At 43.3% G+C, this 23,859-nt stretch carries 24 protein-coding genes; 11 read left to right on the top strand and 13 right to left on the bottom strand.

All coding sequences use genetic code 11. The features are described 5' to 3' along the window. Positions 1–39: 39 nt before the first annotated feature. A complete protein-coding gene (locus tag J7384_RS15755; protein ID WP_209115488.1) occupies positions 40–852 on the top strand; it encodes a peptidylprolyl isomerase in 813 nt (270 codons plus the stop codon). Between the two features lie 225 nt (positions 853–1,077). After that, positions 1,078–2,088 (top strand): rhodanese-related sulfurtransferase, encoded by a 1,011-nt coding sequence (locus tag J7384_RS15750; RefSeq protein WP_209115487.1) that lies wholly within the window; start codon positions 1,078–1,080, stop codon positions 2,086–2,088. A 186-nt stretch (positions 2,089–2,274) separates the two neighbouring features. Here the strand turns inward: J7384_RS15750 and J7384_RS15745 are convergent, their stop codons facing one another. After that, entirely contained in the window at positions 2,275–3,564 is a 1,290-nt protein-coding gene (locus J7384_RS15745) for an outer membrane protein transport protein (RefSeq protein ID WP_209115486.1), read from the bottom strand. 201 nt (positions 3,565–3,765) lie between these two features. On the opposite strand from J7384_RS15745, the gene J7384_RS15740 reads away from it, so the two are divergent. After that, a complete protein-coding gene (locus J7384_RS15740) occupies positions 3,766–4,800 on the top strand; it encodes an AraC family transcriptional regulator (protein ID WP_209115485.1) in 1,035 nt (344 codons plus the stop codon). Positions 4,801–4,875: 75 nt separating this feature from the next. On the opposite strand, the gene nfsB is transcribed toward J7384_RS15740, so the two are convergent. Together nfsB and J7384_RS15730 are read right to left on the bottom strand one after the other, a co-directional pair. Then, positions 4,876–5,526: an oxygen-insensitive NAD(P)H nitroreductase gene (nfsB, locus tag J7384_RS15735; protein WP_209115484.1), complete on the bottom strand. Its 651-nt coding sequence runs from the start codon at positions 5,524–5,526 to the stop codon at positions 4,876–4,878. 148 nt (positions 5,527–5,674) lie between these two features. Next, the gene (locus J7384_RS15730) at positions 5,675–6,724 is read right to left on the bottom strand and encodes a zinc-binding alcohol dehydrogenase family protein (RefSeq protein WP_348523882.1); all 1,050 of its coding nucleotides are present in this window, start codon (positions 6,722–6,724) and stop codon (positions 5,675–5,677) included. A gap of 107 nt (positions 6,725–6,831) precedes the next feature. Between J7384_RS15730 and J7384_RS15725 the strand changes: the two genes are divergently transcribed. Then, a complete protein-coding gene (locus tag J7384_RS15725) occupies positions 6,832–7,752 on the top strand; it encodes a LysR family transcriptional regulator (protein WP_209115483.1) in 921 nt (306 codons plus the stop codon). On the opposite strand, the gene J7384_RS15720 is transcribed toward J7384_RS15725, so the two are convergent. Both J7384_RS15720 and yghU read right to left on the bottom strand, forming a co-directional pair. Continuing rightward, positions 7,749–8,669 carry a sensor domain-containing diguanylate cyclase gene (locus J7384_RS15720; protein WP_209115482.1) on the bottom strand — a complete coding sequence of 307 codons (921 nt, stop codon included), beginning with the start codon at positions 8,667–8,669 and terminating at the stop codon, positions 7,749–7,751. The two genes, J7384_RS15725 and J7384_RS15720, sit on opposite strands and share 4 nt — an antisense overlap. A gap of 100 nt (positions 8,670–8,769) precedes the next feature. Then, positions 8,770–9,612 carry a glutathione-dependent disulfide-bond oxidoreductase gene (gene yghU, locus J7384_RS15715; protein ID WP_209115481.1) on the bottom strand — a complete coding sequence of 281 codons (843 nt, stop codon included), beginning with the start codon at positions 9,610–9,612 and terminating at the stop codon, positions 8,770–8,772. A gap of 205 nt (positions 9,613–9,817) precedes the next feature. Between yghU and J7384_RS15710 the strand changes: the two genes are divergently transcribed. The 7 genes from J7384_RS15710 (at position 9,818) to J7384_RS15680 (ending at position 16,335) form a co-directional block, all read left to right on the top strand. Further along, positions 9,818–10,606 carry a TIGR00266 family protein gene (locus J7384_RS15710; RefSeq protein WP_209115480.1) on the top strand — a complete coding sequence of 263 codons (789 nt, stop codon included), beginning with the start codon at positions 9,818–9,820 and terminating at the stop codon, positions 10,604–10,606. A gap of 62 nt (positions 10,607–10,668) precedes the next feature. Continuing rightward, the gene (locus tag J7384_RS15705; protein ID WP_209115479.1) at positions 10,669–11,142 is read left to right on the top strand and encodes an isoprenylcysteine carboxylmethyltransferase family protein; all 474 of its coding nucleotides are present in this window, start codon (positions 10,669–10,671) and stop codon (positions 11,140–11,142) included. 122 nt (positions 11,143–11,264) lie between these two features. Then, positions 11,265–11,639: an Rcs stress response system protein RcsF gene (gene rcsF / locus J7384_RS15700; protein WP_209115478.1), complete on the top strand. Its 375-nt coding sequence runs from the start codon at positions 11,265–11,267 to the stop codon at positions 11,637–11,639. 34 nt (positions 11,640–11,673) lie between these two features. Continuing rightward, entirely contained in the window at positions 11,674–12,444 is a 771-nt protein-coding gene (gene tsaA / locus J7384_RS15695) for a tRNA (N6-threonylcarbamoyladenosine(37)-N6)-methyltransferase TrmO (protein ID WP_247741826.1), read from the top strand. Positions 12,445–12,472: 28 nt separating this feature from the next. Further along, positions 12,473–13,369, top strand: a complete 897-nt coding sequence (locus tag J7384_RS15690; protein ID WP_209115477.1) for a DMT family transporter — start codon at positions 12,473–12,475, stop codon at positions 13,367–13,369. Between the two features lies 1 nt (position 13,370). Continuing rightward, on the top strand, positions 13,371–13,733 hold the full coding sequence (locus tag J7384_RS15685; protein WP_209115476.1) for a hypothetical protein: 363 nt from the start codon (positions 13,371–13,373) through the stop codon (positions 13,731–13,733). A gap of 229 nt (positions 13,734–13,962) precedes the next feature. Next, positions 13,963–16,335 carry a TonB-dependent receptor gene (locus J7384_RS15680; protein ID WP_209115475.1) on the top strand — a complete coding sequence of 791 codons (2,373 nt, stop codon included), beginning with the start codon at positions 13,963–13,965 and terminating at the stop codon, positions 16,333–16,335. Between the two features lie 55 nt (positions 16,336–16,390). Here J7384_RS15680 and J7384_RS15675 read toward each other — a convergent pair whose 3' ends face one another. The 8 genes from J7384_RS15675 to J7384_RS15640 form a co-directional block, all read right to left on the bottom strand. Then, a complete protein-coding gene (locus J7384_RS15675; RefSeq protein WP_209115474.1) occupies positions 16,391–16,882 on the bottom strand; it encodes a hypothetical protein in 492 nt (163 codons plus the stop codon). Between the two features lie 27 nt (positions 16,883–16,909). Beyond that, positions 16,910–18,349 carry a peptidogalycan biosysnthesis protein gene (locus J7384_RS15670; RefSeq protein ID WP_209115473.1) on the bottom strand — a complete coding sequence of 480 codons (1,440 nt, stop codon included), beginning with the start codon at positions 18,347–18,349 and terminating at the stop codon, positions 16,910–16,912. 57 nt (positions 18,350–18,406) lie between these two features. Next, the gene (locus J7384_RS15665) at positions 18,407–19,795 is read right to left on the bottom strand and encodes an amidohydrolase family protein (RefSeq protein ID WP_209115472.1); all 1,389 of its coding nucleotides are present in this window, start codon (positions 19,793–19,795) and stop codon (positions 18,407–18,409) included. A 258-nt stretch (positions 19,796–20,053) separates the two neighbouring features. Next, positions 20,054–20,263, bottom strand: coding sequence for a hypothetical protein (locus tag J7384_RS15660; RefSeq protein WP_209115471.1), 210 nt, complete (start codon positions 20,261–20,263; stop codon positions 20,054–20,056). Positions 20,264–20,345: 82 nt separating this feature from the next. Next, positions 20,346–21,191, bottom strand: coding sequence for a 2OG-Fe(II) oxygenase (locus J7384_RS15655; protein ID WP_209115470.1), 846 nt, complete (start codon positions 21,189–21,191; stop codon positions 20,346–20,348). Positions 21,192–21,383: 192 nt separating this feature from the next. Beyond that, positions 21,384–21,866, bottom strand: coding sequence for a peptidylprolyl isomerase (locus J7384_RS15650; RefSeq protein ID WP_209115469.1), 483 nt, complete (start codon positions 21,864–21,866; stop codon positions 21,384–21,386). A 100-nt stretch (positions 21,867–21,966) separates the two neighbouring features. Then, a complete protein-coding gene (locus tag J7384_RS15645; protein ID WP_247741825.1) occupies positions 21,967–22,851 on the bottom strand; it encodes a DMT family transporter in 885 nt (294 codons plus the stop codon). A gap of 105 nt (positions 22,852–22,956) precedes the next feature. Continuing rightward, positions 22,957–23,808 (bottom strand): PhzF family phenazine biosynthesis protein, encoded by an 852-nt coding sequence (locus J7384_RS15640; RefSeq protein ID WP_247741824.1) that lies wholly within the window; start codon positions 23,806–23,808, stop codon positions 22,957–22,959. Positions 23,809–23,859 lie beyond the last annotated feature (51 nt).

Below are 23,859 nucleotides of genomic sequence, written 5' to 3'. Positions count from 1 at the left end.
GTCTCGTTTTCTATTCAACTCTTTACGGGCTTTGTTCATATGTCATACAAAAACTTCGGTAAATTGGCAAAAACTGTCATTTTAGCGTCAGGCGTCGCGTTTAGTGCAGCAAGTCATGCGACAATCGTAGAATTTCAAACCTCTCAAGGTAACTTTCAAGTTAATTTATACGATCAAAATACACCAATTACGGTGGCAAACTTTCTCAGTTACATCAATAATGGCAACTACAACAACACGGTTATTCATCGCAGTGTCAGTCGTTTTGTCGTTCAAGGTGGCGGTTTTTCATTTCAAGGGCAACTGCCATTAACACCAATAGCAACGTTACAACCGATTCAAAATGAGCCCGTATTTTCAAATGTCAGAGGCACAATATCGATGGCCAAAGTGGCTGGCAATGTCAATAGTGCAACCAGCCAGTGGTTTTTTAATCTCGCCGACAACAGTGCTAACCTAGATCGCCAAAACGGCGGTTTTACGGCCTTTGGCCAAGTCATTGGCGACGGTATGACAGTGGTTGATCGCATCGCTGGTTTGCCAATTTGTAACAATATTCCTATGCCAGGCACCACCGTGGCGCAATGTGCTGATTCAAATTATGTCCCCGGACAAGAAAACTTTGTCACCATTAACAATATTGTTATCGTCGATTCATCGAACACTACGGCAAGTGGCTTAACACCAGCAAGAAATACATCTCTTGGTGGCGGTTCAAATAATGGCAACAATAATTCAAGTTCTGACTCAGGTGGCGGCAGCACAGGACTGCTCGCTATAGGTGGCTTGCTAGCGCTTTATCTACGAAAAAGCATGAAAAAAGCATTAGTAAAGCTGCGCAAAAAAGCCTAAACCCCAGAAAAAATCAAAAAAGTGGTTTGCTGCAAAGTACAGCCATTTAACCTACTTCCTCCAAGCGGCGAGCGCCCCAAAACTTTTCGTTGGCCGCTTTTTTATCTCGTACCAATTCCCCTGTTGTTTTCAGCTGTCAAACTTTGCAAAATTTTGACAAATCGCTATAATCGCCGCTCATTTTAACGCACTGGTTTTACGTTCCAGTTAGCTAGAGGAAAATCTATGTCTGATACTCATCAACCACAGTACGTCGTCTGTGCCCTATATAAATTCGTTGCTCTTGAAAACTTTGAAGATTTACGCCAACCACTACTCAATACTATGGTCGCCAACCAAGTTCGCGGTACTTTGTTACTAGCCCTTGAAGGCATTAATGGCACCATTGCTGGCCCACGCGCAGGTATTGACGCAGTATTAGCTTGGCTAAAAAGCGATGAGCGTTTAAGCGACGTTTCTTACAAAGAATCTTACACTGATGAAGCACCATTTAAGCGTTCAAAAGTTAAATTGAAAAAAGAAATTGTGACTATGGGTGTTGAAGGCATTGATCCTCGTCATGTTGTCGGCACTTATGTAAAACCAAAAGACTGGAATGCGCTGATTTCTGATCCTGAGGTTTTTGTCGTCGACACCCGCAACGACTACGAAGTGCAAATAGGCACCTTTAAAAACGCAGTAGCTCCAAACACTAAAACCTTCCGTGAATTCCCTGCTTGGACCAAAGAAAACATGGATCCGAGTAAACACAAGAAGGTCGCCATGTTCTGTACTGGTGGTATTCGCTGTGAAAAATCAACAGCATACATGAAGGAACAAGGCTTTGAAGAGGTTTATCACCTCGAAGGCGGTATTTTAAAATACTTAGAAGAAGTACCAAGCAGTGATACCATGTGGGAAGGCGAGTGTTTCGTCTTTGACGATCGCGTAACCGTCGACCACGACCTAAACGCTGGTAAATACGACCAATGTCACGCCTGTCGTATGCCTATTTTAGAAGCCGACAAAGAGCGCGAGCAATATCAAAAAGGTGTTAGCTGTCACCACTGTTTCGACCGTGTAACCGACGAACAACGCGCCCGTTACGCCGAACGTGAAAAACAAATGGAACTAGCAAAGCAACGCGGTCAAGCTCACATTGGTTTTGACGCCGCTAAAAACTTAGAAGCGCGCAAGGCAGAGAAAAAAGCACGCATTCAACAGCAGCAAGAACAAGCGCAAAAAGCCAAAGCCTAATGGGTGCTTGTTAGCAGCACAAATACGCTCATTATCAGCTGAAGTATAGGACATACTAATCTCTTGCTAGCCATGGATGGCGATAAAGACCACGACAATGCGTTATACCGTACATCGGTTAAAAAAAGCCAGAGGATAACTCTGGCTTTTTTTGTTTTTAACAGATTAGAACCTTAACAAACGAGACTAGAACGCCGCGTTTAATTGTACGCTGTAGATATTGGCGCTTGAAGTTTGGACACCGTTGAAAGTTGAAGAAATAGCACCAAGGGCTAATTCCTCTTGTACACGGCCTTCTTTACCGCGAACATAGGCGTAACCTAAATCAACATTAAAGGTTTTGTTGATTTGGTACGTCGCACCTAAGCTAAACCACTGACGATCGACATCTGGGATGCTGATTGAACGAAACTCAGTTAAAGCAGCACCTTCGTCATAAGCGTAACCACCGCGAACAGTCCATTGGTCGTTCAACTGATAAGTTGTACCTAAACCAACGCGCCAAACATTTTCAAAGTTTTCTTCACGCAGTAGTAACTGGTTACCGTCGTCTAAATCAATGTTTAGCTCGTCAAAGCTGCTCCACTCGTACCAAGTGGCGCTAAATTGTAGCGATAGTGCCTGGCTTAAGGCTTGATCAACAGCAAATTCAGCAATTGCTGGCAAATCTAAATCTAAAGAGCCCGACTGATTTAGGTTTGCGCGCAGTGCAGAGCTAATATCACCTTCAACGGTAAATTTGGTTTTAGCGCGATAGCTAACACCGATATTTGTGCTATCTGTAGCATGCCAGTACAAGCCAACGTTCCAACCTAAAGCAACATCATCACCTTCCATCGCAGCTAGAGTCGCATTTGCTGGCACTGGGTTAGGAGTATTTGCGCTTAACGCCGCTAAATTAGCAGGTACAGAGGTGCGCAACTCAGCTTCAACGTAGTTTGCACTAATACCAAAGCCCAAGCTCAAATCGTCATTTACTTTGTAAGCCAATGAAGGGTTAAAAACAATCGTAGTGATATCTGCTTTGTCGGCAAAGTGTAAGGCATTGTAACCTTCACTAAACTCAGTCGCTAAACCAAAGTTCGAAAATACCGATAAACCTACTGACCACTTATCGTTAAGTGGTCTAGCATAAAACGCTGACGGCACAACTGCGCTATCGATAACGTCGTTTTCCGACGCGTCGAAGTCAAACGAAGCAGGACCTGCACTGACATTAGTTTGACCTTTAATGTCGAGATTAGAGTTAATATAACTGGCAAACACACTCACTTGTGCTTGATCAAATTCGGTGATGGCCGCAGGGTTTGCCACTAATACACTGGCGTTTTCAGGCTTTGCTGCTTGGCCAGCAAATGCACGGCCCAAACCGTTTGCACTGTGTTCGTTAAGATAAAAGCCGGCAGCTAATGCTGATGATTGACAGGCGAGCACTGCGCTAGTAATGGCAACCGATAGTAAACTCTTTTTGTACATATAACACTCATAGGGGCAAACAACCTTCGACAACTGCGATAAAAGTTGTTTGCTAAATCAAAATTGGTCGCGGATTATTTCAAAAAACCACAGCGCAAATACAGACATTTAAGCTCACATAAATAATCTAAAAGGTTTAAAAATTAGCAGAAAACCAAATAAAGCAGTAAAATAGCACCACTATAGCGTGCAAATTAGCTCATGATTAAAATAATTACTCTAGAATCGCCTTCGTTTGCGTGGAATATTCACCCAATACAGCTCTACTTATTAGCTCAGAACTACCAAATCTCCGTAACAGAGCTCAATAAAGCACTAGCGCTCAGTTCAATTGAGCTGAGTGATTTGTCGTTAAAAATTAACTGGCAGCAGTACAGTGCGATGTTGGCCGTGGTTGAACAACATGCGCCAAAAAAATGGCCATTAGATTTAGCTAAGCGACTCGCGCAACCGGTCTACGGTTTGCTGAGTTTAGCGATTCAAAGTTGTGAAAACTGGCGGCAAGCTTTACAGCTACTGGTAAAATTCAAGCCATTAATGACCGCACTGTTTGAATTAAAGATTACTGAGACCAAACACTACATTATTGTCGATGTCTTACCGGAGTTGTCTCGCGATTCAATCATTGACCGTATGCACCAAGTCCTGGCCATAGTTTGTCATCAAGTATTTTGTTCAATTAGCCAATTCGAACGCAGCTCTTTGCGTGCTAGCGGGCATATCAAACTATTTCTAACCAGCTCAAAGCCCAGTTATCACGATGAAATTTGTGACTACATTGGCGACTCAGTAACTTATAACTGTCCTACCAATTTTCTTCGCCTAGACAAACGATTGATTGATGAAAAGTTGTTGTCTGCCGACCCCAATACAGCCCGCAGTATTGCAACCTTAATGACCACACAACTCGGTCAATTGCCATTAGCAAGTGGTTTATTAACCCTACTGCGCAGAGCATTTGATCGCGGTTTCTACCAACAATCAAAATGCGCTAATAGACTCAATATGAGTGTTGCCACTCTCAAGCGCAAGTTAACCCAGGCCAACACTAGTTTTAGTCGTGAACTGATGCATTATCGCTTGACTAATGCCTGCCATTTGTTGGCCTACAGTAGTTTAAATATCGACGATATTGCCGACAAACTTGGTTTTCAAGATCAAAGTAGTTTTCGACGTATGTTTAAACAGCAAACGGGTCAAACACCTTTGAATTACCGAAGCTGTAATCAACAATAAAAAAGGCAGAACCGCATTCGGCTCTGCCTTGTGTCAGTAATACGAGGTAAAAAGTTACCTCAAATTAACGGTTTTTTAGATAAGGGTAATAAGCTCATCTTGGTTAAGACGCGATTTTGGCAAACTGGCGTTAAAATCGGTCTCTTTTCGATAACCTAACGCGACGGCACAAACTGCGGTTAATCCTTTTTCTCGCAAGCCAAATTCTTGATCAAGCGCTTTCATATCAACACCTTCCATTGGTAGTGCGTCAATACCCAAAGCTGCTGCCCCCAGCAGTACACCACCAATATTGAGGTACACTTGTTTTTCCATCCAGTGCGGCAAGTCTTTTAAGTCATAACGGTGGATGTCGATAAACATTTTGCGAGCACCGTCCATCATGCCCTTAAACTCGGCATCCGCGTAACGACCGTCGCGGTCTTCTTGCTCAAGCACATGCGCTAAGTATTCATCATCAATGTCTGTCTTACTGCAAAAAACAATCACGTGTGAGGCGTCCAGTATTTTCGACGTGTTAAACGGATAAGCTTCGGTCGCCTTAGCAATACGCTCTTTACCCGCTTGGCTGTCAGCAATTAAAAAGTGCCAAGGCTGTAAATTGACGCTATTAGGACTTAACTGAAGTAATGCTTTAATTTGCGCCATGTCATCGGCAGAGATTTTTTTGCTGGTATCAAATTCTTTGGTGGAATAACGGTGTTTTAATACATTGATAAGGTTCATAATTTACTCTCATTTATAACTGCACTAGCAGGCTGAACGGTTAACCGCGAGCTGGTAACGCTGTTCAACAGGCTAGTAATAAACTCAAACTAACTGAGTAATGGGTTTGTATAGGTTGTGTCGTTGTGGCAAATTTCAATGGCTGAAATTAAAAACCAGCTAAAACAAGCTTGCCAATTGCCGTACCCGATTCAAGCTCGGCATGAGCACGGACTAAATTTTCGGCGTTAATGATGCCAATGTGCTTGCCTACCGTAGTTTTGATTTTGCCCTGTTCAATTAAGTCACTAACGCGATTCAACAACTGGCTTTGCTTGGCAATATCCTTGGCATTAAACATTGAGCGGGCAAACATAAACTCAATGTGCAATGACTGGCTTTTGGGCTTGAGTTTCATTATATCTAACGGCTTTTCAGGGTCGTCAATTAGGGCTACCTTGCCAAACGGCGCCAATATCTCAGGATACTGACCAAAGTAGTCTTGGGTATTGGTTAAGCTCGCGATGTGAGTCACTTGTTCAATGCCAAGCGTTTGCAATTGTTCAGCTAGTGGCTGACGATGATTAATTACATAATCAGCGCCCAACTCTTTCACCCAAGCGGCTGAACTTTCTCTCGATGCCGTAGCAACAACCTTGGCGTGAGTTAAGGTTTTGATCAACTGAATTAACATTGAACCTACGCCGCCAGCAGCGCCAATAATTAATACCACTGGCGCTGTTGCCAATTCGTTGGCACTCAATGACTCATCATTTTGTTCAGCAATAGCAAAGTGCTCAAACAACAACTCCCACGCGGTAATACTGGTCAATGGCAAGGCAGCAGCTTCAGCGCTGGTGAGACTTTTTGGCTTATTGCCGACCAAGCGCTCGTCAACCAATTGATATTCCGCGTTGCTGCCTTGACGATTTAAATCGCCAGCGTAATAAACCAAGTCACCCGGCTTAAAGCCCTTGGCCAGCTCACCAGCAGCAACCACTTCACCAACAGCATCCCAGCCAATAACCTTATGCTGGCCAAGCTCTGGAGCAACATTTTGTCTTATTTTAAAATCGACCGGATTGACCGCAATTGCCGACACTTTCACCAATAAATCACGACCAGTGGCGACAGGGACATCAACAACAATATCCTCTAATGCCTTTGCATCAGTAATCGGTAAACAACTTTGGTAACCAACAGCTTTCATCGTATTCATATCAAGACTCCAACAAATCTATTTCAGTAAGATGCGGTGATGATAGCGTTTGATTACTCATCCAAAAACAGGGTATTATTTGAATTATTTTCAAATATTTTTAGATAATGTTAATTGAAGACTTACAAGTTATTTTGAAAGTAGCGGAATTTAAAAGTATTACTGCCGCGGCAACTCACTTAGATATGCGCACGGCAACGGCGAGTGCTGCGGTAAAACGCGTTGAAAAAATGCTAGGGACCGAGCTATTTATTCGCACAACCCGTCAGTTACGGCTATCGCCAGCAGGTGAGCGCTACCTGCCCGAGTGCCAGCAAGCACTAAATTTACTCAACCAAGCAGAGCAAAACGCCAAAGGTGAGCAAGCCAATATTGAAGGTGAATTAAGAATCGCGGCATCGTCAGACTTGGGGCGAAATTTATTGGTGCCGTGGTTAGATGAATTTATCGAGTTGCACCCTAAAATCAGTGTTAAAGTAAATATTAGTGACAGCAATATCGACTTTTATCGCGACGCCGTTGATATGGCACTGCGCTATGGCTCGCCAACTGATAGCAATTTGTATGGCTTTAAGATTTGCGATGTTCCCGGTATTTTATGTGCCAGCCCTGATTATATCGCCAAACACGGTCAACCAAGCCAACCAAAAGACTTGGCAGAACACAATGGTTTGTTTTACCAGCTCTACGACATCATTCACGATATTTGGCAGTTTGATCGCGACGGTCAAACTACTAAAATTAAAATAAAAGGTGACCGCAGCGCTAACGACGGTGATTTAGTACGCCGTTGGTGTGTTGCAGGTAAAGGTGTTGCAGTGAAATCTGCGCTCGATATTGCCGATGACTTATTGTCGGATAAATTAGTGCAGCTGTTACCCGAGTATCAAGCGCGACAAACTGAACTTTGGCTGGTGTGTCCAAGCCGGCAATTGATTACGCCAGCAATGAGGTTACTACGTGATTTTCTACAAGAAAAGTGTCAATCACTGCAAAACCAACTTGAGCATAAGGTAAAATTGACCTAGCACACTTGATTGCGGCCAGACGCTTTGGCCTTGTATAGCCGTTTATCGGCACGCGAAAACATCAATAATTCTTCTTGGTCTGTTTTTCGATACTCACTGACACCAAACGATGCAGTCATCGACAAGTGTTGACCGTTATCGAGCAAAAATGGCGATTTTTCAATTTTTTGGCGTAAACGGTTGGCGAAAATACTGGCATCAGCTAAATCAGTGTTGGGCATTAAAATCGCAAATTCTTCACCGCCAATACGGCCAAGCATATCGGTGGTTCGAATCGCATTGGCAATGAGTGCTGCAAAGTGTTGAAGCGCTTTATCACCAATATCGTGACCATAAGTATCGTTAATCCGCTTAAAGTAATCGATATCTGCCAATACAATTGAAAATTCAGAGCGATAACGCTTAGCGCGGCGAAACTCTTCCTCAACTTTTAACATAAAATGGCGTCGATTGGGGATATCAGTTAAATCACAGGTATGCGCTAACGTATCGAGTTCAGATAACGCTTGTTCAAGCTCTACTTGTGTGTGTTTTAGGTCGGTAATATCGGTGCCAACAATCACATGTTCACCAGAAGACAAACGAATGCGGTTCATCTTGTAGTGCTTATCGTCAACCGTATGCGTAAAAAACTCGCTTTCTTCTAAATTGCGTAAACGGCACTCTTTAATTGACATCCACGTTTTGAAATCGCCTTGGTCAACAGCGATACCTTTGTGTTCATCATGCGCTTGGCGCAGCACTTGTGCTGGTGTTCGAGACAATATCTGCTCAATGGGTAAGCCAATCAAGTTAGCCATTTCGCTATTGCAATAAATGTATTGATATTCTTGATTGAGAACACAGACTGGGTTTAGCGAGCGTTCTAGCATTTCACTAAAAATTGCCACTAAATCTTCGGAGTTTTGACTAAACACTCAAGATCCCATTGTTATCTACTCAGTATAATATATATACTTTGGCATAAACTCAGTGAGAAAACACTATAGCACCGAGTTTATGCCTAAAATAACCGACTTAGTCTAAGTCGCTAGCATCGTGACGCTCTGGCACCTGCTCGTCTTCTTCGCCCCAAAAGCGATTTACTTTAATGCCGCGTTTTACCGCTTCACGGGCAGCTATTTGCTCAGTCCAGCGATTGAGGTGTTTATAGCTATCTACTGATAAAAATTCCGCTGCTTCGTAGAGCTTGCCTTGTACCAAAGCACCGTACCAAGAAAATACAGCAATATCGGCAATGGTGTAATCATCGCCACACAAGTAAGTGTTGTTAGCCAAACGCTTATCTAAGACATCTAGTTGACGTTTTACTTCCATCGCGTAACGGTTAATTGGGTATTCGTATTTCTCTGGTGCATACGCATAAAAATGCCCAAAACCACCACCCAAAAATGGCGCGCTGCCCATTTGCCAAAATAGCCAAGACAAGCACTCTGCTCTCGCCGCGCCATTGCTCGGCAATAACACATCAAACTTTTCTGCTAGATACATCATAATCGCACCAGACTCAAAAATGCGAGTTGGCGTTTCAGTGCTGTGATCCATCAAGGCTGGTATTTTTGAGTTAGGGTTAACATCAACAAACCCTGACGAGAATTGGTGGCCTTCGGTAATATCAATTAACCAAGCGTCGTATTCGGCTTCTTTGATACCAAGTGCCAATAACTCTTCCAACAGAATAGTAACTTTGACACCGTTTGGCGTGCCCATTGAGTAAAGTTGAAATGGATGCTTACCTACCGGCAAGTCTTTATCATGGGTTGCGCCAGAAATAGGTCGATTAATATTGGCGAACTTGCCACCACTTTCACTGTCCCAAGTCCATACTTTGGGCGGTGTGTATACTCTGTTATCACTCATGATGTTATTCCTGTAAAACGAAAAGTTACTATTTTTTATGGGTACCAAAAGAGACTATCTCAAGGCCAATAAAATTTCATTATTTATGACTACAGCTGACCAATTGTCGATTTAACACCCTGTAACACTAAAAGGCTATCTAAATCATCGAAAAAACATTAACGTATCAGCAGGATAAATCTAACTGCAACAACAGGAGCAGGTTATGCAATGTCACGAAATTGATTACGAAATTATTGGCCATTCCATGCAAATGGTCGAAATTGAACTCGACCCCGGTGAAACCGTGATCGCTGAAGCAGGCGCAATGAATTACATGGAAGAAGGCATCAGCTTTGAAGCAAAAATGGGTGATGGCTCTGAGGTCAACCAAGGCTTTATGAGCAAATTATTCTCTGCTGGCAAGCGCATGATCAGTGGCGAGTCGTTGTTTATGACTCACTTTACTCATTGTGGTCAAGGCAAAAAGCGGGTCGCTTTCGCCGCCCCTTTCCCTGGCTCAATTGTACCAATTAACATGGCAGAAATTGGCGGTGAAATTACCTGTCAAAAAGATTCGTTTTTGTGCGCAGCGCTAGGTACCAAAATAGACATTGCTTTTAATCGCAAACTCGGTAGTGGCTTTTTTGGCGGTGAAGGCTTTATTTTAGAGCACTTACAAGGCGACGGCATGGCCTTTATTCACGCTGGCGGTACCGTAATTGAAAAAGAGCTCAATGGCGAAACCCTGCGCTTAGACACCGGTTGCTTGGTTGCCTTCAGCAGTGGCATTGATTACGACATTGAAATGACCAAAGGCCTTAAGAGTATGTTCTTTGGCGGTGAAGGCTTGTTTATGGCGACACTTCGCGGTCACGGCAAAGTATGGATTCAAAGTTTGCCATTCTCTCGCCTTGCCGATCGGATTATAGAACACGCGCCAAAAGTTGGCGGCAGTCGCCAAGGCGAAGGTTCAGTACTCGGCAGTATTGGTGATATGGTGAGTGGTGACTGATCACACCGAAGTAACTATCAATAAGACGTAATTAACCAATAAACGAAAGATCAGGTAGTGATATGGCCAGCTCAGTTTTTGAATATTTGCAACTGAAAATACCCCCACTTGCAGTGCTAGTGCTATTCGCGCTGGTTGCATATGGTTTGGCATATTCACTACCTTATCCTTGGCTCGAACAGTCAATCGCTATCGTGCTGGCAATACTGTTGCTTTGCACTGGTGTGCTGGTTGCCCTTGCTGGCGTCTTGGCTTTTAACCAAGCAAAAACAACCGTCAACCCAACACAACCAGCACAAGCCAAACAGCTGGTGATCACTGGAGTTTATAAATTTACTCGTAACCCAATGTATCTCGGTTTTTTGTTAGTGTTAATGGCGGTTTGTTGCTATCTAAACAGCTTACTAGCCCTGCTAGCTTGTCCGCTGTTCGTCGTCTATATCAATGTTTTTCAAATCACTCCTGAAGAAGGCGTACTACGACAAAAGTTCTCGGATTTTGATGATTATTGTCGTCAAGTCAGACGTTGGCTATAACGGCTTGTTGCCATAATTTGCAAATATAATGACAAAAACCTTACTGTTTATTTTATCGATAACCGTTACAATTCTCGGCTATCGAGTTTCTTCATCACTTAATACACCGTACATAACACACTATGATCAAATCACTAGCCCTATCGGCTTTAACGCTACTGCTCGTCAGCTGTGCGCCAATAACTAAAGTGACCACTAATCTAGACGCAGAAAACTTTCGTCACTACTTTGCGCCAAGCCAAGTCACTATCTACGAACGTATCGCTGATTTGCCCACGCAGCACAAACTCATTGGTTTGGTTGAAGGGGATAATTGCCAAGAAAAGCCTCATCACGCAATACCAGATAAGCTTCAGGCGCGCACAATGGCAAGGCGCAACGCTTTCGAACAAGGAGCTAACGCCATTGTATTTTCGAGCTGCGTAGAGATTCAAACAAAAGCCTGCCACGCCAATATCGTCTGTTATGGTCAAGCATACCAAGTTGCTAGTGAGTAACGACCAAGCACCGAGCGATAAGATAACGAATAAGATGACGGATAAGATGACCAATCAAAACTGCGCTCAAGAGGCAGGTGCCGAGCCTTTAACCTTAACGCCAATTGCCTGCGTGCATTCCCCTTTTGCAGAGAAGTTCGCGATACCGCGTCAACCCGGCTTAGCGAATGCCGCAAAAGGCGAAATTATCTTTGAAAAAGGTTTTGACAACCCAGACATGGTCAGAGGTTTAAGTCAATTTAGTCACTTGTGGTTGGTATTTGTTTTTCACGGCACTCAGGCACAGGGCTGGAAACCCTTAATTCGGCCGCCTCGCCTTGGCGGTAACGAAAAAATCGGCGTATTGGCTTCACGCTCAACATTTAGGCCAAACCCTATTGGCATGTCGGTGGTTAAACTTGAACAAGTATTGCCAGCAACCAAACAAACACCGCTGAAATTAATTGTCTCTGGTTTGGATCTATTAGACCAAACGCCAATACTGGACATTAAGCCATACGTACCTTACAGCGATGCAATCGTCGACGCCAAAGCAGGTTACGCGCAAACTGAACCGAGTAGGCAAAAACAGGTCTCGTTTACCGAACACGCATTAACCCAGCTAGGTCAATATCACAAGAATCACCCTGAACTCAAAACATTAATTGAGCAAGTACTTTGTCAAGACCCAAGGCCGGCATACAAACAAGGTAAAATCGATGAAAAACATTATGGTATGCAACTTTATCAGCTCAATATTAGCTGGCACATGACGGGCTTAGAAGATATTCTAGTGACGGAAATCACGCCAATAACTAACTCTTAAAATACTAACGAATACACGCGCTTTTATTATGATCATGACTCGTTCGGCTTCTTTTGAACTTATGTTACTCGCTGCCATTTGGGGCGCGTCGTTTATGTTTATGCGCATTGGCAGTCCAGAGTTTGGCCCAATTGTTTTTATGGCATTGAGAACATCGATCGCGGCACTATTTTTACTGCCATTGCTGTTTATTCGAAAACAAGCCAGTGCATATCATGGTTACTATCGACATATTTTTATTGTTGGCCTGTTTAACACCGCAATTCCGTTTCTATTTTACGGCTACGCAACACTCAGTTTGTCAGCTGGCGTCAGTTCTATCCTCAACGCGACCACACCGATGTTTGGCGCTATTGTCGCTTATCTTTGGCTTAAAGATAAAATGTCCAAAACCGCGGTCGTTGGCTTAGTTGTTGGCTTTATTGGCGTTTACTTATTGGTCTTTGACAAGCTTCAAGGCGGCTCAAATAACACCAGTATATGGCCTGTGCTTTTTGTTTTGGGAGCCACCTTGTGCTATGGCATTTCAGCCAATTACACTAAAAAATACTTATCAGCGGTCAGTCCACTAGCGCTTGCAACCGGCAGTCAAATAAGTGGCAGTATAGTACTGGTACCACTGAGTCTATTTTTCTTGCCGCAATCAATGCCATCACAACAAGCAATTTGGTCGGCGATATTACTCGGCGTGGTCTGTACAGGTATCGCCTACATTTTATTCTTTAGATTAATCAGCCAAATCGGCCCAGCCAAAACCATGTCAGTGACCTATTTAATTCCAGCTTTTGGCGTTTTTTGGGGCTGGCTGATATTATCGGAAGCGTTTAATTTGTCGATGCTGTTAGGTTGCAGCTTTATTCTACTCGGTGTTGGTTTAACCACAGGTGTGATAAAACCAAGACTAAGCACGGCAAAATTATCTTAATATGCGGATCTGGGTTCACATTTTTCGCGCGCCAAAGCGCGTCATTGTTATTGGTAAACGACGACAAACGATTAAATTGCGTCGCCAATTAATTCGCGTAAAGTTTGCCCTTGCCCAAGAAACTGTCGAAACCAAAGAAATGCTCGATATTTATCGACGCTATACGGTAAAACAAGCAAGCGTTGAAGAGATGAAATTTGCTAATCAGCAATTTCTCGATGTCTTAAAAGGCTTAGGTATTGGCGTTGTAGCTGTGTTGCCATTTGCGCCAATCACCTTACCAATAATCATCAAAGCCGGTAAATGGGTTGGTGTCGACGTACTGCCCAGTTCATTTAACAACTCAGACAAAAAGTCTCAATAAAACAGCCCTCTCGTTAACTTTCCCAATAATTCCAAGTCAATAACGTACAAAATTCAACCAAACACCCATACATAAATATTTATTCACTTTTTTTATATAAAAAACCATTGAGTTTCACCTTTGATTATTTTATATATAGGTCGTTTTAAGAATTTACATAACAATAACAAGACATTCCTAAAATTATTTTTAAACAATAAAGAATTCAGAGACTCCCCAAGGAATAAACATGTTAAAAAAAGCTCGATTGCCTATATTGATCAGTGCAGCACTGGGTACGTTATCAACACCGTTATTTGCCCAAGACGCTAACGAGAAAGACGTTGAAAAGATTGTTGTCACAGCAACTAAACGGGCCGCAAGTATTAAAGAAGTGCCGTTTTCGGTAAATGCGCAAACTCAAGCCGATATTGAACGCGCTGGCGCAACTAATTTAGAAGAGTTATCTCGCAACGTTGCCGGTTTAACCATTCAAAACCTAGGTCCGGGTCAAAGCCAAGTGGCACTGCGCGGTGTTTCTGCTGGTCAAATCGTCCGCGACCAACCTGGGGTAAAAGAACAAGTCGGTGTTTATCTCGATGAAAGTGTTATTTCACTGTCGCTGTTTACGCCAGATCTCGACTTATACGATCTCAACCGCGTAGAAACTTTGCGCGGTCCTCAAGGTACCTTATTTGGTTCAGGGTCAATCGGTGGTACGGTTCGTTACATTACCAATCAGCCTGAACTCGACACCTTTGAAGGCAGTTTTGAAGCAAACCTCAACACCTTAACCGACGGCGAAACCGGTGGTCATGTTAAAGGCATGATCAACATCCCATTAATTGACAATACACTCGCCCTGCGCGCAGTTGCCTATTCAACTGAATATGCCGGTTTTATTGATGCCCACACCCCAAACGGCCTTGACGAAGACGTCAACAGTGGCAACCGCAGTGGTGGTCGTATCGCGCTGAAGTGGCAACCTCTAGATAACGTTACCATTACGCCACGTATCGTCTTTCAAAACATTGAAACCGATGGTTTCAATCGCCAAGAGGCGTTTAATGTTTTTGCTAATCCGTTCACCACCACAAGACCGGCCATTACCTTTAATGAGCGCGAGCAATTTTTATTGCTCAGTGAGAGCTTTGAAGACGAAACAACTATTTTTGACTTAACGTCTGAAGTCAATTTTGACAGTTTCGATGCGACCTTTGTTTATAGTTACACCGACCGAGACATTTTAGTGAGCCGCGATGCCAGTGCTCTTACTGGTAGTGTTAGTATTGATTTGGACTTTCCTGACCAAGCTGCGTTATTGCCGTCTAACTTGCGCGACAGGACCCAAATTGAACAAGACACGTACGAGCTGAGATTTAGCTCGAACACCGACAGCCCACTGCAATGGTTAGTTGGTGCTTTTTACTCAGACACCCAACGCGACTACAGCCAATTCTTGCCAACGCCTGGCTACGATGCAGTCGCCGATAGTGTCTTGGGCGCAGGTACCTCAGCAGGTGCGGCTAATGGTTTCCCATCTGACTCGCCGTTTAACTCGCGCTTGCCTTACGATTTAGAGCAAACGGCATTTTTTGCTGAATTCAATTACGATGTTACTGACAAGCTAGTAGTAACGCTAGGTAGCCGTTTTTACGATTACGAAGAAACCAGACGTTTTACCACAGGCGGCGTTTTTTCTAACGCGGATGATCAAACCGACACGACTGAATCCGATGGTTTTACCTCGCGTTTAATCGCCAACTATACCTTGAACGAAACCGTAAACTTAAATGCTCAAATCTCTCAAGGCTTCCGCCTTGGTGGTGTAAACGACCCGCTTAACCGAGGCTTGTGTAATCAGCAAGATTTAGCGGTATTTGGTGATTTTCAAGACTACGATGATGAAGAGTTAACGAACTATGAAGTTGGCGTAAAGGCACAAAAATCAGGTTGGAGCGCTAATGTTGCGGTATTTTATACCTCAATCGACAACCTGCAAGTGACCCTAGATGCCGGTTCATGTTCATCGAGAATTTCGTTTAACGTTCCTGAAGCTCACACTGGCGGTGTCGAGTTTGAAGTTACGCGTCAAGCAACTGAGCAGCTTTACCTAACCTTCGCTGGTTCATTACTAGAAGCCGAGTTCGACTCAACAGTGCTTGATTCATCTGGTGCAGTATTAGGTGGTGTTGAAGACGGAAATCGCTTGGCATCAGTACCTGAACTGCAATTTTCAATTGCTGGTACGTATGACTTAGCAACACCATTATTTGGCTCTGACTACACCTATGTTTCAGCGTCTGTACAATATGTTGGCGATCGCATTACTCAACCGAGTGACCAAGTTGCCGGTGCCGGTGACTTTCGCTCTGGTCTAGCATTTGGCGGCGCTACTGGCAATGAACTTACCAGCTTAGATTTGGAGCTTGATGCCTATCAAATCTTCAATATTAGTACCGGGTTGGTTTACGACGATTGGGAATTGGTCGCTTACATTAACAACCTTACCGATGAAAATGCCAACCTAGCATTAGATCGCGAACGCGGTGGTCGCGCCCGTTTAGGTTTTAGCACCAACCAACCTCGCACTTTTGGCGTTACCTTTAGAAAGACTTTCTAATCAAAGGCTGAGATTATAAACGATGACTTGGGAGCTCAATGAGCTCCCTTTTTATTTATTGGCTGTTAACAAAAGTATCTTCAAAGTATTTAACCCACTGGCCGTCAACTAAACGCTCTCCGTATTCTCGAAATCCGCCGTTTGCGGTGCTAGTAAAAATAAACCGATTGGTTTCGCTGCTATTTACAATAAATTGGCCATTTTGGTAGTTGGCTGGATATTTACCCGCGCCATTACTTGAGAATGGGTAGTAGTAATAGGTCTGGTCTTTTTCATCGTACCGAATCACAGTATGAAGCTGTAACAGCTCAGTATTTAATTCAATAACTAAAACGTGCTGATTTAGATCGTATTGAATATTTTGGTAAGCAGCCCCCTGTTTCGATACTTTGCCCTCTTGATAGACCCTAGTGGTGCCAATCCATTCTCCAACCATAAAACTGAGCTGTGCCATTTTTTGCTGCTTTATCGATTCAGCAAAAGCACTGCTCGATAGTGTAGTTATGACCAGTACCAATAAAATACATAAGTGTTTTTTAACATTCATCGCGTTTTACTCGATTGTTGAATTTAATTATTCAGATTCTGATTTATACGGCAGTTTTTTCTCTAATTCTTGTCGATATAAACAGTGGTGGTGTTTTTCACGCACTAAAAAGTCCTCTATCGCGGCCGAAAATGGCGAGTCATTTAATAAATAATGACCATAAGTGATGACAGGTTGAAAACCCCGTGCAACTTTGTGTTCACCTTGTGCTCCGGCATTAAAACAGCTCAGTTTGCGGTCAATCGCTAGTTCTATTCCGCGGTAGTAACAAGCTTCAAAATGCAAAAAATCAAATTCTTGGTCACAGCCCCAATAACGACCATAAAGGGTACTTTGATCGTGAAAGAACAAAGCACCTGCGATCATTTTTTCTGCTTGCTGATCAGCTGAGTTATCAGTTGAGGATTTTTTATAGGCGGCAACTAACGTAATGCGCTCTGCTAAGCGCTGGCCCCATAACCAAAAGCACTTAAAATTAAGGTAGCCCAAATGCCCCGAACGCTTAGCATAAGTCAGTTGATAAAAGGTAAAGAACTGTTGCCAAACTTCTTTAGTGATTTGCTGACCCGATAACTGACGAAAAACAATGCCTTGCTGCGTAACCCGTTGGCGCTCTTTTTTAATTGTCTTTCTCTTTCGAGCGGTTAAGCTCAACAAGAAATCATCAAAGCTTTGATAACCTTGATTAAACCAGTGAAATTGAACATCTTCTCGCTGCAGCCATTTAGGCTTAGTCTGCGGCTTCGATGAGCTATCGACGATTTCACCATCATCAGCATCACAGCAACGGTTAAAAAGACTTATATCTTCTGCTTGATTAAACAAGCACTGAATATTACTCAATGAAAGCTTGTTACTCGCTTCAAGCAGTGCCGCTTTAACTAAGGAAATAACGTTTGATTTTAATTTGAGATTGTCGGCAAGTGATTTAGCCAATGCCAACCGTTGGCCGCTCGCCGGTGTATATGGTATCGCATTAATCAACTTGGGATAGTACGCCAAGTTATGGCTTTGATAGGCCTCAGCCCAAGACCAATCGAACATATATTCGCCGTAAGAATGGGATTTAATGTACAGCGGCATTAAACCAACAACTTCGGCCTTTGGCTGGCAAAAGTTATCATTAACCGTGCCTTCGTTCGTTATATGTTCAATAACGAGGTGATAAGGTTGCCAGCCCTGCTCAGCGCCAACACAGTCACTTTGCTCTAGGCTCAACAAATAATCATAGTCGGTAAACGGTTGGCCTGAATCAAATAGCGCTTGCCAGTCGCACTTGGCAATTTTTTCAAGCGCAGTGACAAAGCGAATTTGCAACTGTTCAGGCCGAATATGCTTGCCTTGAAGTGATGATTGCGTATCTAGCTGATGTTTATCTGAATGGAGAGTGTCCGACTGAAGAGTGTCTGACTGCTGAAAATTTGACTGCTGATTGCCATCAGCAGTCGTTAGCTTGGCTTTATTCATCTACTTTGTCGTTCGCGTACAATTTGTACTATTGTACCGACTGTACTGATTAATAGCTTAATTCAATTGGTTTTTAACGATTTTGCCGGACTTCATGACAAAATCGACGTCTAATAGTGCTTTGATGTCAGTTAACGGGTTTTCATCAAGGGCAATAACATCGGCAATTTTACCTACTTCAAGTGTGCCTAAACTGTCGCTGTAATCAATCAATTCTGCAGCATTAACGGTTGCTGATAGCAAAATATCTTGATTGGTCATACCGGCTTGTTTCATCAAAACCGCTTCTTGGGCATTGATACCATGTTTAGAAACACCGCTGTCAGTACCAAAGGCAATATTAACGCCGGCTTTATATGCTTTGCTAAAGTTTTTCATCATGTCGCCGCCAACGCGAATCGCTTTTGCTTTGATTGCAGGAGACATAAAGTCTGAGCTTTTCGCCATGCCAACAACGGTATCGCCGGCAAGTAAGGTCGGCACCAAATAAGCGCCCGTTTGCTTAAACAATTTAATGCTTTCTTCATTGGCATAACTACCGTGCTCGATGCTGTCAACGCCAGCGCGCAAAGCGGCGTTTATGCCGGCAGCGGCATGTGCATGACTAGCCACTTTGCGCCCCAAACCATGAGCAGTATCAATCACTTCGCGAATTTCATCGTCATTCATTTGCTGGCCGGTACCTGTGTTCGTATCAGATAAAACGCCACCCGTTGAGGCAATTTTTATCACATCGGCACCAAATTTAATTGCGCGGCGCGTTGCCCGCCGGCAATCATACGGACCATCACAAACAGTTTTTTCAGTTTTTAATTCAAGTAAGTCAGGACTCATGCCATCAACGTCAACATGGCCACCGGTTATTGCTACTCGGCCAGAGGCGATCACTCTAGGGCCATCAACCCAGCCTTTTTCAATGGCGTCTCGAAGTGCATATAGCTGCTCTGGCGCCGCGCCTAAATCACGAACTGTGGTAAAGCCGGCATGTAAGGTTTTTTCAGCAAAATGAACACTGCGCATCGCGGTGTCGGCATCTGACATACGCAGCGCTTCACTGTCGTTTTTAGGGCCAATTTCACCTTGTAAATGAACGTGCATATCCATCAAACCAGGCATAACAAAAGCACTAGACAAATCCACCAGCGTTGCACTTTTGCCAAACTTACTGGCAGAAACAAAGCCTTTTTCAAGCGCGCTAACCTTGCCGTTTTCAATGACCAAGGTGTACTTATTTAATGGCTTTTGCCCTGGCACAGCCAATAATTTGCCGGCGTGGATGACTTGAACGTTAGCAACTGACAACGGCTGGGCTTGCGCACTAACATTGGCAAAGCCAGCCAAAGCCAAAGCGCTAATAAGCAACGTCCATCGGCGCTTAGCCCCGTGTTTATAACTTTGTTGACGACCTTGCTTAGTAAAGCCTGATTTCACTATGAAGCTGCTCATGTTGACACCTTAATTGACTGACAATTGTTATTATTGATTTAAGTTTAACGGTTCAAGACAAGTTAGCAGTTTGTTAACAAATTAAACAGAACAAACGAGATAAATTGCCAAAAATTAGCGTGGAGCAGCGTAAATAATAATTGCAAAAGGACCAATATTGGCGATATTGGTCGCTTTTGTTGTAGATAGTTTTGAGTTCAAGGACTAATTGTTGGTTATTTCTAAGATAAGTCTTAGAGAGTATTAGGCAGCTTGCATTTAACTATTTAAGTCAACTTTTGGAGCTAGTAAATTCATTATAGCCAAGTAGAGCCAGCCACCAAAGCCGGTAAAGCCTAAAACAAAACACAACACACCACTGGTTAGCGCCGACCGCTTCTGCTTTTTAGCCAAACGCACAGCAAGTAATGCAGGAATAATTGCGAAAAAAATAAAGAGATAAGGCACCATTGAAACATTGATATCCATTTGTTTTCCTTTGAACTATGATTCAATTATTTGCCCCATCATAGCTTCGATCACGAAATTATCAATGAGTTTTCACGGCTATCTAACCAGATAAATGTGGATTCTGTTTAGTTCTAAACCACTTGGTAATCACGTATTTTTCACCTTGTTCAACCGGCTTGGCGTGGTGAATGGTTTGAAAGTTAACTTCGCCATTGGCTTTTAAGTTGTTCCAAATCACAGCGGTGCCGCGTTTAGGCGAAAATTCAGCCCCTAAGCGAGTAAAATGAGTTTGGCCGCCCTGCTCGGTATCGTTTAAATAGACCATAAAGGTCCAAGTGCGCTGACCAAGTTCACTGGCAAATTTATTGTATTCGTCTGAATTGGGCTCAAAATAATCGGTATGGGCCTTAAACTCTTGACCTATTTGATACTTTTGGCCTTGAATAATTTCCGAGTAGCTCACTGGTATGCCAAGTGTATCGGCAATTTTATTGTCGAGTTCAACAATAAACTCACTGTCTTGAAAACCGAGATCACAGGTAGTGCTCGTGCGAAAAGCATTGTCGCCATTAAACACTGTCACTTCTGATGGTCTGAGCTTTTTATTCATTAAGTCAATGGTTTGTTGGCATTCCTCAGCGCTCATAAAGTCGGGCAAAATATAAAGCTGAGCATTTTGAGTTTGCAATTGCTGTGCATTTGCATTCTGCGTAATGGCAACGTTAGCCAGCTGCTGAAAATCAACGTTTTGGTCGGCCTTATCTATACCTTTATTGCTATGGTTGAGCACAGCAAAAGGCATGTTGGGAAAGTTACCTTTCATTTCAGCTTTAATACTGGCCAAGCTGAAACCGTGTTGCAGTAGTGTTTGTACCAACTGCTCTGGCTGACAGCCGCGTATTAAATTCTCTGTTAACCACTGACGCCAAGCGTGATCAAATTCCATTGCCTTCCTCTGTTATCGGTAAAACACATCACCATAAAATGCTGAAGTTATCAGTTTAGCCATTGGCTGTTCAAGTATAAGTTAAATAAGAATTGTTATTTTTCTTATCAAAACTGTAATACCAATGAATAACAAACAAAAAAGCCCTGCTAATTTGCAGGGCTTAAATAAACGCGATATTAAATTTGTGCGTTAGTGCTGGTGGCCGCCAACACCGTGCGCGTGGCCGTGAGACACTTCTTCTTCGGTCGCTTCGCGGACATTAACCACATCAATATCAAAAGTCAGTGTTTGTCCTGCTAATGGGTGGTTGATGTCAACCGTTACCATAAACTTGCCAACTTTAACAACACTGACTTGACGTTGACCTTGCTCAGTGTGAACGGTTGCAATCATACCCGGCTTCCAAACTTTTGCACCTTGCAAGTGCTTGGTTGGTACGCGCTGAACTGCATCTTCTTGACGCTCACCGTAACCTTCTTCAGGAGTTACAGTAACTGAAAAGCTATCGCCTTGTTCTTTGTCGGCAAGCGCTTTTTCTACGCCAACAATCATATTTTTGTGACCGTGTAGGTAAGCAACTGGATCGCCATCGCGCGAGCTTTCTACTTGCTCACCGGCTTGGTTGGTCAAAGTGTAGTGAAACTGAACAACAGTATTATCAGTAATTTTCATAACTTGGTTCTCTCAATAAAATCGGCGCAAGTCTACCAAAATCCGCCTCATAAAGCCTTATTTTATCGAACTAAAAAGAGCGGTAACCAAGCTCGAGAGTTTACGCCCAAAGCAACAGCACTAAAACGCTTAACAGTACTAACGCCATACCAATGTACTCTTGAATACTAATGCGTTCTTTAAACACCCGATAGGTTAAAATTAAGGTGATAAAGAACTCAACTTGACCAAGTGCCTTGACATAAGCAGCATTTTGAAAACTGGCGCCAGTAAACCAACCAATAGACCCTAATACGCTTGTGACACCAACGAACAAACACAAACGCCAATGTTTTACCACCAATGGTAATTGCGCGGGTTCACGCCACCATAAGTAAAGCACTGATAACAGACTTTGTACTGTTATCATAAAAACTAAGGTCACCGCGGCGCTTAACACTAAATCGGTATTTAACGCTAAGCTCGACTCGCGAATCAGTAAGGTGGTAATGGCTAGCCCTAAACCGGAAGCTAAACCAAAGCCAGCACCCGGATTAGCAATGATATCGGCAAGTTTGAATTTCACTTTTGACAGCAATAACACACCAACGACCCCAATAATCACAGAAAACCAACCGTAGAAGCTCAAAGGTGTAGCAAAAACAAGGGCACCGACAATTGCTACCTGAATAGCTTCTGTTTTTGCTAAGCTGGTGGCGACGGCAAAATTGCGATAACTAAACGCTGCCACTAAACAAACCGTGCCAATGATTTGCATCACACAAGCAATTAATGCATAGGTCAAAAACGATGAATTAAGTACCGGCAGCTCAATCCCTTGGTGTTGGTGAATAAACATCAAGTAAAGCCATGCAAACGGTAAAGCATATAAATAGCGCACGCCAGTGGTTGCCATTGCACTGAGTTTGCCAGAGAGCTGTTTTTGCCCAGCGGTTCGCACGGCCTGCATAAACGCAGCGAGCAAAGTGAAATAGATCCAGGTCAAGGTCCTTCCTTAATAACGTTTAGTCACTTAAGTGATTACTTTTATTTAAAAAGCCCTTTGAAAAAAGGGCTTTTTGTCGTTTCGCGTGTTATCTACAGGGTAAAATTAGCCTTGGCTTGGAATATAGATTTCACCTGCGAGATATTTAACGGCTTGGCCGGCAATTAATACGCGGTCTGCCACTAGCTGGCAGTGTAATTCACCGCTGCGAGCAGAGACTTGGCGCGCTAAAATTTGTGATTTTTCTATGCGCTCACCCCAGTATGGCGCGATAAAACAATGGGCAGAACCAGTGACTGGATCTTCTGGTACGTCAAAGCTTGGCAAAAAGAAGCGCGACACACAGTCGTATTCAAGTGCTGGGGCCGTTGTGATGACACCGTATGGATGTAACTGAGTCAATTTGGCCATATCAGGCGATAATGACACGACTTGATCGTGATCTTGAAAAACGACCAAATACTTATCAGCACTCACCCCTTGGTAGATCTCAAGCGGCATAATCCCCAAGCCATCGATCAATAGTTGTGGCCATTGGTCTTGCTCTAATGCGCGATATTCAATGCGAGGAAAGTTCAACTCTAGCAGTTGCTCGCGCTTGGCGACTTTCAACAAGCCAGATTTTGAGCTAAAGGCAATTTCTTGAACGTTGGCAAAATGCTCAGCCAATTCACCTGCTAACTCATTAAATAAGACAAACGCCGTTGCCAATGTTGCGTGACCACAAAGTGGTACTTCGTACTTAGGCGTGAACCAACGCAGAGTTAACGGTGCTTCTTCAGTACCTGCAGCTTCTGTTGGCACCACAAAAGCAGTTTCCGATAAATTATTTTCGGCTGCGATTAGCTGCAGCGTTTTATCATCAAGCCAATGGGGTAATAAGCAAACGGCAGCGGGATTGCCCCTAAAGGTTTCACTAGCAAAAGCATCAATTTGAAAAATTTTAATGGCTAACATTGGCTTTCCTTTTAACAGTTTGAAGTGGAACGGATAAATAGAATAAAACAA

It is taken from the genome of Endozoicomonas sp. G2_1 (genome assembly GCF_017744155.1).
In the GTDB taxonomy this organism is placed as follows: domain Bacteria; phylum Pseudomonadota; class Gammaproteobacteria; order Enterobacterales; family Alteromonadaceae; genus JAGHQT01.
This window is presented reverse-complemented; position numbering and strand designations above follow the sequence as displayed.